Origin of the sequence: Candidatus Pelagibacter sp. (assembly GCF_052046145.1) — a bacterium.
Classification (GTDB): Bacteria; Pseudomonadota; Alphaproteobacteria; order Pelagibacterales; family Pelagibacteraceae; genus Pelagibacter.
Genome location: NZ_JBNGZR010000001.1, coordinates 1,298,997 through 1,313,422 on the forward strand (window position 1 = coordinate 1,298,997; position 14,426 = coordinate 1,313,422).

At 31.3% G+C, this 14,426-nt stretch carries 13 protein-coding genes; 10 read left to right on the plus strand and 3 right to left on the minus strand.

What is annotated here, in order from left to right; genetic code table 11:
* From lnt to pnp, 7 genes are all read left to right on the plus strand, one after another.
* Nucleotides 1-1,545 carry an apolipoprotein N-acyltransferase gene (gene lnt, locus ACTT88_RS07000; RefSeq protein WP_440908579.1) on the plus strand — a complete coding sequence of 515 codons (1,545 nt, stop codon included), beginning with the start codon at nucleotides 1-3 and terminating at the stop codon, nucleotides 1,543-1,545.
* Entirely contained in the window at nucleotides 1,538-2,707 is a 1,170-nt protein-coding gene (metK, locus tag ACTT88_RS07005; RefSeq protein WP_440908580.1) for a methionine adenosyltransferase, read from the plus strand. Before lnt ends, metK begins: the two co-directional genes overlap by 8 nt.
* Nucleotides 2,708-2,806: 99 nt before the next feature.
* On the plus strand, nucleotides 2,807-4,360 hold the full coding sequence (gene nusA / locus ACTT88_RS07010; protein ID WP_440908581.1) for a transcription termination factor NusA: 1,554 nt from the start codon (nucleotides 2,807-2,809) through the stop codon (nucleotides 4,358-4,360).
* Between the two features lie 10 nt (nucleotides 4,361-4,370).
* On the plus strand, nucleotides 4,371-6,590 hold the full coding sequence (infB, locus tag ACTT88_RS07015) for a translation initiation factor IF-2 (protein ID WP_440908582.1): 2,220 nt from the start codon (nucleotides 4,371-4,373) through the stop codon (nucleotides 6,588-6,590).
* A complete protein-coding gene (gene rbfA, locus ACTT88_RS07020) occupies nucleotides 6,590-6,958 on the plus strand; it encodes a 30S ribosome-binding factor RbfA (protein WP_075485631.1) in 369 nt (122 codons plus the stop codon). Before infB ends, rbfA begins: the two co-directional genes overlap by 1 nt.
* A gap of 12 nt (nucleotides 6,959-6,970) precedes the next feature.
* Entirely contained in the window at nucleotides 6,971-7,219 is a 249-nt protein-coding gene (gene rpsO, locus ACTT88_RS07025; protein WP_440908583.1) for a 30S ribosomal protein S15, read from the plus strand.
* Between the two features lie 57 nt (nucleotides 7,220-7,276).
* A complete protein-coding gene (gene pnp, locus ACTT88_RS07030; protein ID WP_440908584.1) occupies nucleotides 7,277-9,349 on the plus strand; it encodes a polyribonucleotide nucleotidyltransferase in 2,073 nt (690 codons plus the stop codon).
* A gap of 136 nt (nucleotides 9,350-9,485) precedes the next feature.
* Here the strand turns inward: pnp and ACTT88_RS07035 are convergent, their stop codons facing one another.
* From ACTT88_RS07035 to fabA, 3 genes are read right to left on the minus strand one after another with little or no spacing between them, the layout of a single operon-like run.
* Nucleotides 9,486-10,271 carry an enoyl-ACP reductase FabI gene (locus ACTT88_RS07035; protein ID WP_440908585.1) on the minus strand — a complete coding sequence of 262 codons (786 nt, stop codon included), beginning with the start codon at nucleotides 10,269-10,271 and terminating at the stop codon, nucleotides 9,486-9,488.
* A gap of 3 nt (nucleotides 10,272-10,274) precedes the next feature.
* The gene (gene fabB / locus ACTT88_RS07040) at nucleotides 10,275-11,486 is read right to left on the minus strand and encodes a beta-ketoacyl-ACP synthase I (RefSeq protein ID WP_440908586.1); all 1,212 of its coding nucleotides are present in this window, start codon (nucleotides 11,484-11,486) and stop codon (nucleotides 10,275-10,277) included.
* On the minus strand, nucleotides 11,486-11,986 hold the full coding sequence (fabA, locus tag ACTT88_RS07045) for a bifunctional 3-hydroxydecanoyl-ACP dehydratase/trans-2-decenoyl-ACP isomerase (RefSeq protein WP_440908587.1): 501 nt from the start codon (nucleotides 11,984-11,986) through the stop codon (nucleotides 11,486-11,488). The genes fabB and fabA overlap by 1 nt, the downstream gene beginning before the upstream one ends.
* A 91-nt stretch (nucleotides 11,987-12,077) precedes the next feature.
* Between fabA and ACTT88_RS07050 the strand changes: the two genes are divergently transcribed.
* The 3 genes from ACTT88_RS07050 (at nucleotide 12,078) to ACTT88_RS07060 (ending at nucleotide 14,424) form a co-directional block, all read left to right on the plus strand.
* A complete protein-coding gene (locus tag ACTT88_RS07050) occupies nucleotides 12,078-12,506 on the plus strand; it encodes a Fur family transcriptional regulator (RefSeq protein WP_440908588.1) in 429 nt (142 codons plus the stop codon).
* Nucleotides 12,507-12,611: 105 nt separating this feature from the next.
* A complete protein-coding gene (locus ACTT88_RS07055) occupies nucleotides 12,612-13,028 on the plus strand; it encodes a rubrerythrin family protein (RefSeq protein ID WP_075485664.1) in 417 nt (138 codons plus the stop codon).
* A gap of 64 nt (nucleotides 13,029-13,092) precedes the next feature.
* Nucleotides 13,093-14,424, plus strand: coding sequence for a (Fe-S)-binding protein (locus ACTT88_RS07060; RefSeq protein ID WP_440908589.1), 1,332 nt, complete (start codon nucleotides 13,093-13,095; stop codon nucleotides 14,422-14,424).
* Nucleotides 14,425-14,426 lie beyond the last annotated feature (2 nt).

The following is a 14,426-nucleotide window of genomic DNA, read 5'->3' on the forward strand; positions in this document are numbered from 1 at the left end:
TTGAAAAATAAATTTTATATTGAATTCATTTATATAATTTTATTAGGAGCGCTTACCTCCTTAAGTTTACCTCCATTTAATTATATAATAATAAATTTTTTAACTTTCACTTTATTCTATATTTTTTTAATAAAAAAACTTGAGATTTATAAAAATAAAAAAAAATTTTTTCTTTATGGATGGTTATTTGGGTTTGGTTATTTTGTAAGTAATTTATATTGGATCTCAATATCATTAACGTTTGATCAAAATTTTAAGTTTTTAATACCTTTAACAATAATATTAATACCTGGTTTCTTAGCCTTATTTTATGCTTTAGTTGCTTATTTATTTGTGGTTTTAAAACCAAATAATAATTTAAGTTCTTTTTTTCTTTTTTCTTTAATATTTGGACTATTAGAATTTCTTCGAGGATCAATACTAACCGGTTTTCCTTGGAATTTAATTGCTTATAGTTTCTCTAATCAAATCGAAATTTTAAATATTACGTCAATCATAGGTACTTACAGCTTTAATCTTTTTTGTATTTCATTATTTACAAGTCCATCAGTATTTATTTTAAGAGAAAATAAAAAAGATATTAGTGTTTGTGTAGCATTTCTTATTACAACAATGTCATTTTATTTACTTGGTTCACAAAATTTAGAAAAATTTAATAATAAACAAGTAAAAAAACTTGATTATGAAATAAGAATTTTAAGTTCCAATATAAGCATAGATAGATTTTATAATAATATTGATCCTATAACGGCAATAGAAGAGCTAATTGAAATCAGCTCTCCTAAAAAAAATGAAAAAATAATTTTTATTTGGCCAGAAGGTATTATTCCTGGTATTTCACAAGACCAACTAAAAGAATATAAATGGTTATTTGAAAATAAATTCAATGAAAATCACTTATTAGCAATTGGAATTAATATCAAAGAAGATGAAACTAAAACTATTAAATATTTTAATTCATTGTCTATTTTTGATCACAATCTAAATATAATAAATTCATATAAAAAAATTAACCTAGTTCCTTTTGGTGAATTTTTACCTTTTGAAAAATTATTAAAAAGTATTGGTTTAAAAACAATTACTAATGATTATCAATCATATTCAAAAGGTAAAGAAAGAAAAATAATTGATCTTAAATATAATAATTTATCGGTGAAAATATTACCTCTTATTTGTTATGAGATAATTTATTCAGGTAAAATTTTTACAAACAACAAATTTGATTATATTGTAAATATTTCTGAAGACGGTTGGTTTGGTAAGTCAATCGGCCCAGAGCAACATTTCACTCATAGTATATTTAGAGCTATAGAGAGTGGAAAATATGTTTTAAGGTCCGCAAATAATGGGATAACAGCAATTATTAACCCAATGGGAGTTGTTGAGCAAAAAGTTGATATAAATAAATTTGGTTATATAGATTTTAGTGAGTTAAGGAAAATAGAGATGACTCTGTTTGCAAAATTTGGAAATAAAATTTTCGGATTTATAATTTTGTTGTATATTTTTTTAATATTTTCATTTAAGAAACTTAAAAATGAGTAAATTAAAAAATTATCTTTTCACAAGCGAGTCTGTTTCTGAAGGTCATCCTGATAAAGTATCTGATAGAATTTCAGATATGGTTGTTGATAGTTTTATTTCTGGAGACCCATACTCTAGAGTTGCATGTGAAACATTAACAACAACCAATAAAGTTGTTTTAGCTGGTGAAGTAAGAGGACCCGAGATTAAAAAAGATGAATTAATTGAAAAAGTAAGAAACTGTATAAAAGATATTGGTTATGACCAAGAAGGATTTACTTGGAAAGAAGCTACAAAAATTGAGAGTCATTTACATTCCCAATCAGCTGATATTGCTATTGGTGTAGATTCTTCAGGCAATAAAGACGAAGGAGCTGGTGATCAAGGTATCATGTTTGGATATGCATGTAATGAAACAGATGTTTTAATGCCAGCACCTATACATTATTCTCATAAAATTTTAAGGTTAATGGCTGAAGATAGAAAATCTGGAGAATTAAAAAATATAGAACCAGATTCAAAAAGCCAGGTAACATTCGAATATGTTGATGGAAAACCTTCAAAAGTAAAATCTGTAGTTATCTCTTCACAGCATTCACCAGATGTTAATCAATCGCAAGTCAGAGATTTACTTAGACCCTATATGTTAAAATCTATTCCTGAGAATTTTCTTGATGGTTTTAATGAGGATGAGTTTTACGTAAATCCGACGGGAAATTTTGTAATTGGTGGGCCAGATGGAGATTGTGGTTTGACAGGTAGAAAAATTATTGTTGATACTTATGGTGGAGCAGCACCTCATGGTGGTGGAGCTTTCTCTGGAAAAGATCCAACTAAAGTTGATAGATCAGCAGCTTATGCGGCAAGGTACATTGCTAAAAATGTTGTTGGTTCTAAAATTGCTGACAAATGTTTAATTCAGCTAGCTTATGCAATTGGTGTATCAAAACCATTATCTATCTATGTTGATTTATTTGATAAAGACCTAGATAAAAATAAATTTGTTGTAGAAAAGATTAATGAAAATTTTGATTTAAGCCCTAGAGGTATCAGAGAAATGTTAAATTTAAACAAACCAATATATGAAAAAACAGCTGCCTATGGTCATTTTGGTAGAGCACCTGAAGAAAATGGTTCATTTTCATGGGAAAAAACTGATAAAATTAACGTTTTTTCTAAATAGTTTCTGTTGAATTAAAAAAAAACTTTACTATATTGCAGCTACATTATTGAACTTTACAAAATGGGCTTTAGCCCATTTTTTTTTGGAGCAAACAAAATTATGTTAAATAAAAGAGCAGATAAACTTGAATTATTAAGAATTGCTGAAGCCGTAGCTTTAGAAAAATCAATTGATAAAGAACTTATTATAAGTTCTATGGAAACCGGCATTGCAAAGGCTGCAAAATCAAAATTTGGACAAGAAAATGAAATTAAAGTTTATATCAATAGAGACAATGGAGATATTGAGCTTTTTAGAAAATTGATAATCGCTGAAAATCCTGAAAATGCAAATACAGAGATTAAATTGGAAGATGCAATTAATTTAAATGAATTAAACAAAGATAAGTCTATTGGTGATGAAGTATTACAGCCACTTCCTTCATTTGATTTTGGAAGAATAGCTGCACAAACTGCAAAGCAGGTAATTAGCTTTAATGTAAGAGAAGCTGAAAGAGAAAGACAATTTAATGATTTTATTGATAAAAAAGATTCAATTTTAAGTGGGATTGTTAAAAGATTAGAATTTGGAAACGTAATTGTTGATTTAGGAAGAACTGAAGCAATAATTCAAAAAAATGAGATGATTCCTCGTGAAAATATTAAAGCAGGTGATCGTATAAAAGCATATTGTTATGATGTTAGAAGAGAACCTAGAGGACAACAAATATTTCTTTCTAGAGCTCATCCCAAATTTATGGAAAAACTTTTTGTTCAAGAAGTACCAGAAATTTATGATGGATTAATAGAAATCAAATCTTCATCAAGAGACCCTGGAAGTAGAGCAAAAATATGTGTTAAAGCGGTTGATACATCATTAGATCCGGTGGGCGCTTGTGTAGGTATGAGAGGTTCAAGAGTTCAAGCAGTTGTAAATGAACTTCAAGGTGAAAAAATTGATATAGTTAATTGGTCAGAAGATCCTGCAATTTTGGTTTCTAACGCGTTATCTCCTGCTGATGTACAAAGAGTGAATGTTGATAGCGAAAGAAAAAAACTTGATGTAATTCTTACTGAAGAAAATTTAAGCAAAGCAATTGGAAGAAGAGGACAAAATGTAAGACTTGCGACAAAACTCTTAAATTATGAAATTAATATAATGACTGATGCAGAAGACTCTGAACGAAGACAATTAGAATTTAAAGAAAAAACAGAGAACTTTGTAAAAAATTTAGAGTTAGATGAAACGTTGGGTCAGTTACTTGTTGCTGAAGGCTTTTCAACTATTGATGACATCAAAGATAGTACAGCTGAAAATTTAATGAAGATAGAAGGTATAGAGGAAGATACTGCTAAAGCATTGATAGAAAGAGCTAAGGAGTTTTATGAAAAGGATCAAGAGGATATTTCGCAAAGAATTAAAGAATTAGGTCTTGAAGACGCCTTGATTAATCTAAAGGGATTAACTCCAGGAATGTTAGTTACACTTGGGGAACAAAAAATTCTAAGCTTGGAAGACTTTGCAGACCTAGCATCTGATGAATTAACTGGTGGTTATGATTTGGTTAAAGGAGAAAGAGTAAAAATTCAAGGTTATCTTGAGGATTTTGCTTTATCAAAAGAAGAGGCAGATGAGCTTATTATGTCTGCACGAAACATTGTATATAAAGATTGAGTAATGAGGTATGGAGAAAAAAACAAAATTAACAATTTCAGGCTCAGCCAAAAAATCAATAAAGAACATTGAGATTGCAAAAACTCAAGGTAAAAACTCAGTAGTAATTGAAAAACAAACTGGAAAATTCTCAAGTAGAGGAGGATCATTCAGATCTAGTACAAATAAGCCAAGAACAACCTCAACTTTCAACAGAGGAACACCATTAAAAACTTCATTTAATCCTAAATCACCCTCTATAACAAATGATTTTGAAAAGAGAAAACTAGCAGAGCAAAGAGCTACTAAACGACTTAAAGGAGACAGTGAAAACAAAGATAGAAAAACTTTAAAAGCAGGCACAAAAAAGAGAGAGTTAAAGTTAACTGTATCAAGAGCATTAAGTGATGAGATTGATGCAAAACAAAGAAGTTTAGCATCAGTTAAGAGAGCAAGACAAAAAGAAATTAAAAATGCTACAAAAGATGTCTCTCAAGAAAATTTAAAACCGATTAAAAGAGATATTAATATTCCTGAAGCAATCACAGTAAGAGAACTTGCAAATAGGATGGCTGAACAATCAAGCAATGTAATTAAGCATTTATTTGGAATGGGTGTTACTGTAACTATCAATCAAACATTAGCTGCAGATACTGCTGAATATTTAGTTAAAGAATTTGGTCACAATCCAATTAGAGAAGAGAAAGCAGAAGAAATAATTCAAAAAATAAAAGCTTCAAGAGCAGAAAATTTAAAAAATCGACCACCAATAGTTACAGTCATGGGTCACGTTGATCATGGTAAGACATCAGTATTAGATGTGCTAAGAAGTGCGAACGTGGTTTCAGGAGAATTTGGTGGAATAACTCAACACATTGGAGCTTATCAAATTGAAAGCCAAGATAATAAATTAACATTTATTGATACACCAGGCCATGCTGCTTTTACGGAGATGAGAGCAAGAGGGTCAAAATTAACGGATGTAGTTGTTTTAGTTGTTGCTGCAGATGATGGGGTAAAACCTCAAACAGTTGAGTCTATCAAGCATGCTAAAGCTGCAAATGTTCCAATAGTAGTAGCGATAAACAAATGTGATTTACCAGAAGCAGATCCCCAGAAAATTAAAAATCAACTATTAGAACATGAACTAATCGCAGAAGATTTATCCGGAGATACTTTAATGGTTGAAATTTCAACTAAAACAAAACAAAACCTAGATAAATTAGTTGATTCTATAATACTTCAAGCAGAGATTTTAGATCTTAAAACAGATTACGAGTCAAAAGCTACAGGTATAGTCTTAGAGTCCAAAATAGATGTTGGTAGAGGTCCTGTTGCAAATATAATTGTAACGACAGGAACACTCAAGAGAGGTGATTTTTTTGTAAGTGGTTTAAAATGGGGAAAAGTTAGAGCTATTATTAATGACAAAGGGCAAAATATTAATGAAGCATCACCTTCTACTCCAGTTGAAATTTTAGGTATAAATGGTGCAGCAAAAGCTGGTGATGATTTTATTGTACTTGATTCAGAAAAAGAAGCCAAGACACTGAGTGAAAATAGAGCTCAAGAGAGTAAGGATGGAAAAAATCCACTTACGTTTGCTACTCAAGAATCAGCTTTTTCAGATAAATCTACAGAGGAACTAAATTTAATTATTAAATCCGATGTTCATGGATCATCTGAAGCAATAAAAAATGCAATTAGTCAAATTAAACATGATGAAGTTAAACCTAAAATAATTTTAGCAGATATTGGAATGGTAACAGAAACAGACGTTACATTAGCTAAAGCTTCAAATGCAGTATTGATAGCTTTCAACGTTAAACCAAGTAAAGAGGCCAAAAAACTTGCTGAAAATGAGAAGATAAAAATATCCTCATACAATATTATTTATGAAGTTTTGGATTACATTAAACAAAGAATGTCAGGACTATTGTCACCAGATGTACAAGAAAAAATTACTGGTACAGCACAAATTTTGGAAATATTTAAAGTTTCAGGCGCAGGAAAAGTTGCTGGTTCAAAAGTAACTGAAGGAGAAATTAATAGTACTTCAGATGTAAGAATTATTAGAGATGGTGCAATTATTTATACTGGTAAAGTCTCAACTATATTTAGAGAAAAAAACCAAGTAAAACAAGTAAGTGGCGGTCAAGAGTGTGGAATTACAGTAAAAGATTATATGGATTTTCAAAAAAATGACACAATAGAGGCATTTAGTGTTACATCTACTGAGAGGTCAATTTAATGGCAGACAGAATAGGAAAACCAGTTTCACAAAGACAGTTAAGAGTAGGTGAAATGATTAAGCAGTCTTTAAGCATGATTTTTATAAGAAACGAGGCTAAGGTGCCAAATTTAGAAACAAACACTATAACGGTTACTGAGGTTAGAATGAGTCCTGATTTAAAAATTGCTAAAGCATATGTTCTTCCATTGGGTGGAAAAGATGCGGAGGAAACAATTAATGTTCTAAAAGAATACTCATTTTTAATTAGAAAAATTTTATCACAAAAAGTGGTTATGAAATTTTTACCAAAATTACTTTTTAGAAAAGACGAATCTTTTGAGTATGCAGAAAAAATAGAAAACTTAATAAAACAAACAAATAAATAGGAAGAAAGAAGCATGAACAAAAAGGCACAAGAACTAGCAATGCACGATAAAGATACTGGATCTTCAGAAATACAGGTTGCTTTGCTAACAGAGAAAATTGAAACTCTCTCTAAACATATTAAACAATTCAAAAAGGATAAACATTCATCTGTTGGATTGTTGAGAGCGGTAAATAGAAGAAAGAAGTTGTTAGAATACCTAAAGAAAAACAAAATGGATTCTTACAAAAATGTACTGTCGAAATTGAATTTAAGAAAGTAGAATTCAAGATAGATAGATCGGAATGGAACGAAAAGAACGAAACGAAATGGAAATGAAATGTTTAAAGTATACAAGAAGGAAATTGAAGTAGCTGGAAAAAAGATAAGTTTAGAAACAGGCAAAGTAGCAAGACAAGCAGACGGTGCAATAATTGCAACATGTGGAGAGACAGTCGTACTAGCAACAGTAGTGGGAGCAAAAAAAGTAAATCCTGATATGGATTATTTTCCATTATCTGTAAATTACCAAGAAAAATATTATGCAGCTGGAAAAATTCCAGGTGGATATTTTAAAAGAGAAGCAAGACCAACTGAGAGTGAAACATTGATCTCTAGATTAATTGATAGACCAATCAGACCTTTGTTTCCTGATGAATTTAAAAATGAAGTTCAGTTGTTACCAACTGTAATTTCTTATGACAAAGAAAATGAACCAGATATTTTATCAATCACTGCATCTTCAGCAGCATTGGCTATATCAGGAATGCCATTTATGGGTCCTGTAGGAGCTTCGAGGGTTGGATTTATTGATGGTAAATATGTTCTAAATCCATCTAAAGCAGAGTTAGAAAAATCGAAATTAGATTTAGTTGTAGCAGGTACAAAAGATGCTGTTCTTATGGTTGAATCTGAAGCAAGTGGTTTAACTGAAGAAGAAATGCTAAACGCAGTTAAATTTGGACATGAAGGATTTATTCCAGTGATTGAAATGATCGAGGAACTTGCAAAAGATTGCAGAAAACCTGAGTGGACAGTTGAGAAAAAAGATTTATCTGAAGTTAAGAAAAAACTTGAGGAAACTTTTACTGAAGATCTTAAGAAAGCTTTTTCTACAAGAGATAAACAAGATAGATCAAATCAAATTTCTGAAATCACTGATAAAGCTAAAAAACTTTATGAGGAAGATGAAAACTACACAGATCTTGATGTTAACAGTCAGCTGAAAAATCTAGAAAAATCAATTGTTAGAACAGATATTCTAAAAAATAAAAATAGAATTGATGGCAGAGGTTTATCTGATGTAAGACCTATCGAATGTGAAGTAGGTGTTTTACCAAGAGCACATGGTTCTGCATTATTTACTAGAGGAGAAACCCAAGCAATTGTTGTAGCAACTTTAGGAACATCTGATGATGAACAGAGAATTGAAAGTTTAGATGGATTACAAAGAGAGCGATTTATGCTTCACTATAATTTTCCTCCTTTTTCAGTTGGAGAAACTGGAAGAATTGGAACAGGTAGAAGAGAAATTGGTCATGGTAAATTAGCTTGGAGAGCGATTAACTCTTCATTACCTTCAAAAGAAGCATTTCCATATACTTTTAGAGTAGTTTCAGAGATTACAGAGTCTAATGGTTCTTCTTCAATGGCTACGGTTTGTGGAACGTCTTTAGCATTAATGGATGCGGGAGTGCCAATTAAAGAGCCAGTTGCAGGTATTGCAATGGGATTAATTAAAGAAGGTGATGATTTTAGCGTTCTATCAGATATTTTAGGTGATGAAGATCACCTTGGTGACATGGACTTTAAAGTTGCTGGAACTAAAGATGGAATTACCTCTCTTCAAATGGATATCAAAATTACAGGTATTACATTTGAAATTATGGAGCAGGCGTTAAGCCAAGCTAAAGATGGTAGAGTTCACATCTTAGGTGAAATGAATAAAGCATTATCAGCTTCAAGATCTGATGTTGGAAAACACACTCCAAAAATGGAACAAGTCAATGTAGATAAAAAAGACATTGCTGCTGTAATTGGAAAAGGTGGTGCAACAATCAGAGAGATAGTTGAAAAATCAGGTGCGAAAGTAGATGTAAATGACGAAGGTGTGGTAACAGTTGCTGCTCCAGATGAAGAATCTAGAAACATCGCAATGCAAATGATTAAAGACATCACTGCAAAAGCTGAGTTAAACAAAATTTATTCAGGAAAAGTAATGAAGATTATGGAGTTTGGTGCATTTGTTAATTTTTTAGGAAAACAAGATGGACTGGTTCATATTTCAGAACTTGCAGATAAAAGAGTAGCTAAAGTTACTGATGTTGTCAAAGAAGGTGACGAAGTAAAAGTTAAAGTGATTGGTTTCGATAGAGGTAAAGTTAAACTTTCTATGAAACAAGCTACTGAATAAAATTAAAACCCACCTCGCCAATTGTTTTTATCATCAAATTGGTCTTTTTCTTTTTTAGAGGTGGGTCTAAACAAGTAATAAATCACAAATATAAGACATAATATAAATATTAGGATTTCCATACCTTTGATTTGATCTAGCTTATATTCTTAGGATCTGGCATACCAACTTTGTTATATCCAGCATCTACATAGTGGATTTCGCCAGTAACCCCATTTGCAAGGTTACTTAATAAATATAATGCTGAATTTCCAACATCGTGAATATCTACATTTCTTTTAAGAAAAGAATGGTCTTCATTCCACTTATAAAGAAATTTTGCATCTCCAATTGCAGATGCAGCTAACGTTTTTATGGGTCCTGCACTTATTGCATTTACCCTAATACCTTTGGCACCTAAGTCTCTAGCTAAGTATTTTACACTTGCTTCTAATGCTGATTTACAAACACCCATTACATTATAATTTGGAATAGCTTTTGTGGACTCGTAAGTTAAAGTTAACATACTACCACCTTCTTTCATTACCTTAGATGCTTCTTTCGCAACCTCGGTGAATGAAAAGCATGAAATTAACATACTTCTTAAAAAGTTTTCTCTAGTAGTATTTAAATATTCACCTGACAATTCTGATTTATCTGAAAAAGCAACTGCATGAACTACAAAATCAATTTCACCCCATTGAGATTTGGTATCTTCAAATAATTTTACTACTTCTTCTTTTTTTTCAACATCACAACTAAATGTAACATTTGAATTTAATTTTTCTGCTAAAGGAACTACTCTTTTTTTTAAAGCGTCACCTAAATAAGTAAATGCTAATTCAGCTCCAGCCTCTGCAAGTTTTTGAGAAATACCCCAAGCAATAGATCTTTCATTCGCAACCCCCATGATTAATCCTTTTTTACCTTTCATCAAACTCATAAACTAAACCTTTTCAAAAATTAAAGCTGCATTAGTTCCACCAAAGCCAAAGCTATTTGACATTACTGTATTTAAGGTTGCTCCTGTTTCAGTTTTCGCAACAATTGGAAATTTTTTAGCATCATCATCCATATCTGTAATATTTGCTGATCCTGTTATGAAATTATTTTTCATCATTATCAAGCAATAGATTGCTTCATGCACTGAAGCAGCCCCTAAAGGATGACCCGATAAAGATTTTGTTGAACTTATTTTAGGAACATTGTCTCCAAAAGTTTCCTTAATAGCATTAAGCTCAGTTATATCTCCAACTGGAGTAGATGTTCCATGAGTATTAATATAATCAATTTTATTTTTAGCAGTTGCCATTGCCATTTTCATACATCTAACAGCACCTTCACCCGATGGCGCTACCATGTCGTATCCATCCGAAGTTGCTCCATAACCAGTTAATTCTGCGTATATTTTAGCTCCTCTTGCTTTAGCATGTTCGTATTCTTCAAGTACTAATACGCCTGCACCGCCTGCAATTACAAACCCATCTCTAGTTTTGTCATAAGCTCTAGACGCAGATTGTGGAGTGTCATTATATTTTGATGATAAAGCTGTCATTGCGTCAAACATTGCTGTCATTGCCCAATGAATTTCTTCACTACCACCTGCAAAAACAACATCCTGTTTACCCATTTGAATTAATTCCATAGAATTTCCTATGCAATGCCCACTAGTTGCACATGCAGAACTCATTGTGTAGTTAGTTCCTTTAATTTTAAATGGCACAGCAAGTGTTGCAGAAGCAGTACTGGCCATAGTTCTCGGAACAATAAAAGGTCCCATTAATTTTGGTGTCTTCGCTCTAGTTTTATCTGCAGCTAAAATTACATTTTCTATAGAAGGTCCACCTGAGCCCATTACAATTCCAGTTTTAAAATTACTTACTTCACTTTCTTCTAATCCAGAGTCTTCAATAGCTTCTTTCATTGCAATATAATTGTAAGCTGAGCCTGATCCCATAAATCTAATTGTTTTTCTATCTATATGATCCTCAAGTTTAATATTTGGTTTACCGTGAACATGGCTTTTCAGGTTATGCTCTTTATAATCTTCAGCATAAGAAATTCCTGATTTTGAATTTAATAAAGATTGATGAACTTCTTCTTGATTATTTCCTAAACAAGAAACAACTCCTAAACCTGTAATAACTACTCTTCTCATTATTTAAATAACCCCACTTTTAAACTTTCTGCTGAATATATTTTTTTATTATCTGCAAGAACAATTCCATTTGCAAGCCCAACAGTTGTTCCTCCAGGAGACATAATTTTTTTCATATCTATTTCATATCTTACATTTTTTACACTCTGTAATACTTCGCCTGTAAATTTCACAGTACCCACTCCTAGAGCTCTTCCTTTTCCAGGATTTCCTAGCCAACCTAGAAAAAAACCTACCAGTTGCCACATAGCATCTAAACCTAGGCACCCTGGCATAACTGGATCTTTTTTAAAATGACAATCAAAAAACCAAAGATTATCTTTAATATCTAATTCAGCTTTTAAAGAGCCTTTATTAAATGCTCCATTATTTTCATTGATTTCTGTTATTCTGTCAAACATAAGCATTGGTGGGAGTGGTAATTTTGCATTACCAGGACCAAAAAGATCGCCATTACCACAAGTTATTAGATCATCATAGGAGTATGAGTTTTTTTTCATATTAGAGCACCCTTAATACTTGATTTAATCCTAATATAATATAATAAAACACTATATTTTAATTCATACTTTAGAATAATTATAAAAAACAATGCCAAAAAACTGCAATTTTATTGAAAAATTAAGAGAAGTTGGGCTTAGACCGACCAAGCAAAGAATAAAAATTTGTGAAGTTTTGTATAATAGAGAAAAAACTTTCCATTTCACAATTAACGATTTGGTTAAAATGATATCTGAAAAAATGAATGAAAAGATATCTCTGGCCACAGTTTATAACACAGTTCATGCATTTGAAAAAAAAGGATATTTAAAAGAAATTTCAATCGATAGTCACAGAAGTTATTTTGATACAAACACATCAGCACATCATCATTTTTTTGATGAAGATACGCATGAGTTGATTGATTGTGATGAGAGCGATATAGACAAAATAAACATTAGAAAAAATATTACAGGAAAAAAAATAAATTCAGTTGAAGTGTTAGTTAGAGTTGCGAGTGATAATCAAACTCAAAAATAATTTAATTAAATCATACACTTAAAATCTACATTATAATAATTCTAAACTATTGACATACTGTTAATATGCATTATATGATTTGTTAATCATTAAAAAGGAGAAAAAATGTCTTTAAAAGGAAGTAAAACAGAAGAAAATTTGAAAGAAGCGTTTGCTGGTGAAAGTCAAGCAAATAGAAGATATCTTTATTTCGCACAAAAAGCTGACATAGAAGGTTACAATGATGTAGCTGCAGTTTTTAGATCTACAGCCGAAGGTGAAACTGGTCACGCACATGGTCATTTGGAGTATCTAGAAGAAGTTGGTGATCCAGGAACTGGTATGCCAATTGGTGAAACAAAAGCAAATTTAGCTTCGGCAGTACAAGGCGAAACTCATGAGTATACTGATATGTACCCTGGTATGGCTAAAACAGCTAGAGAAGAAGGCTTTGAAGAAATTGCTGACTGGTTTGAAACTTTAGCTAAAGCTGAAAAATCACACGCTGGTAAATTTCAAAAAACTTTAGAGTCTATTAGCTAATCAAATTTCTTAGTGGGCGTTAGTCGCCCACTAAAAATAATTCGAATTTCAAAAAACTTATTATATGAGCAAAGAAGGAAGTTTAGGTGCACCTATACGACATCCTATAGATTTTCAGCATCCTGATTTTTTAAATCCTGAAAAATTAGATGCTGAAATGAGAAGAGTGTTTGATATTTGTCATGGATGTAGAAGATGTTTTAATCTTTGTGATTCATTTCCTAAGCTCTTTGACATGATTGATGAGTCTAAAAATGAAGATGTTGAAAGCTTATCTAGTGATCAATTTGCTCCCGTCGTTGATGCATGTACTTTGTGCGATATGTGTTTTATGACTAAATGCCCATATGTTCCACCTCATGATTTTGATTTGGATTTTCCACATTTAATGCTGCGATATAGAACGGCTCAAAAAAAATTAGGTAAACTACCAAGTGTACCAACACAATTAGCTCAAATAGATCGAAACGCTAAAATTGGTATTATGTTCTCAAAAATAGTTAATTGGGCATCAAATATTAAAAATAAATTAATTAGAAAGATCTTAGAACTAATTATCGGAATAGATAAAAGAGTTCAGTTACCAAAATATAACTCAGAAACTTTTTCATATTTTTTTAAAAAAAATAAAGATAAGATAAATTATCTAACACCTTCTAAAGAAAGAAAAGTAGTTATTTATTCAACTTGTTTTGTAAATTTTAATAAAAAAAATACGGGTGTTGCTGCTTTAAAAGTTTTGAAAAAAAATGGTGTAGAGGTTCAAGAAGCTTATCCTGGTTGTTGTGGGATGCCATTTTTAGAGCAAGCAGATCTGCCAAAAGTTGTTGAACAAGCGAAAAAAGTTTCTAAAGATTTAAATGAATGGATTGATAAAGGATATAAAGTAGTAACGTTAACAGCTAGTTGTGGATTGATGTTAAAATTTGAATGGCCCTTGTTATTACCAAACGATGAAAAAATAAAAAAATTATCTTCAAATGTTATGGATATTGATGAGTATGTTGTGGATATTGCAAATAATGAGGGATTAGCAGAAGGATTAAATGAGATTGATGGAGGAGTAACAGTGCATCATGCTTGTCATGCTAGAGCACAGAATATGGGTATCAAAGCAAGAGATATGTTAAAATTGATACCAAACATTAAAATTGATGTAGTTGAAAGATGTGCAGGTCATGGAGGAACTTTTGGAGTAATGAAAGAAACTCATGATTTAGCAAATAAAGTTGGAAGACCTACAGCAAGACAAATAAAAACTAAAAATAATAAGTATATGGCTTCTGATTGTCCTTTAGCTGGTAAACATTTAAAACAGTTAGAAGTTGATACAAACATATCTAATGATGAGGCACTACACCCTATCGAATTGGTGGCTAAAAGCTATAACTTATGATT

Excerpts from the sequence above, each read along its gene's own strand:
- metK (WP_440908580.1), top strand. The coding sequence starts at position 1,538 with ATGAGTAAATTAAAAAATTATCTTTTCACAAGCGAGTCTGTTTCTGAA.
- nusA (WP_440908581.1), top strand. The coding sequence starts at position 2,807 with ATGTTAAATAAAAGAGCAGATAAACTTGAATTATTAAGAATTGCTGAA.
- infB (WP_440908582.1), top strand. The coding sequence starts at position 4,371 with ATGGAGAAAAAAACAAAATTAACAATTTCAGGCTCAGCCAAAAAATCA.
- rbfA (WP_075485631.1), top strand. The coding sequence starts at position 6,590 with ATGGCAGACAGAATAGGAAAACCAGTTTCACAAAGACAGTTAAGAGTA.
- rpsO (WP_440908583.1), top strand. The coding sequence starts at position 6,971 with ATGAACAAAAAGGCACAAGAACTAGCAATGCACGATAAAGATACTGGA.
- pnp (WP_440908584.1), top strand. The coding sequence starts at position 7,277 with ATGTTTAAAGTATACAAGAAGGAAATTGAAGTAGCTGGAAAAAAGATA.
- ACTT88_RS07035 (WP_440908585.1), bottom strand. The coding sequence starts at position 10,271 with ATGAGTTTGATGAAAGGTAAAAAAGGATTAATCATGGGGGTTGCGAAT.
- fabB (WP_440908586.1), bottom strand. The coding sequence starts at position 11,486 with ATGAGAAGAGTAGTTATTACAGGTTTAGGAGTTGTTTCTTGTTTAGGA.
- fabA (WP_440908587.1), bottom strand. The coding sequence starts at position 11,986 with ATGAAAAAAAACTCATACTCCTATGATGATCTAATAACTTGTGGTAAT.
- ACTT88_RS07050 (WP_440908588.1), top strand. The coding sequence starts at position 12,078 with ATGCCAAAAAACTGCAATTTTATTGAAAAATTAAGAGAAGTTGGGCTT.
- ACTT88_RS07055 (WP_075485664.1), top strand. The coding sequence starts at position 12,612 with ATGTCTTTAAAAGGAAGTAAAACAGAAGAAAATTTGAAAGAAGCGTTT.
- ACTT88_RS07060 (WP_440908589.1), top strand. The coding sequence starts at position 13,093 with ATGAGCAAAGAAGGAAGTTTAGGTGCACCTATACGACATCCTATAGAT.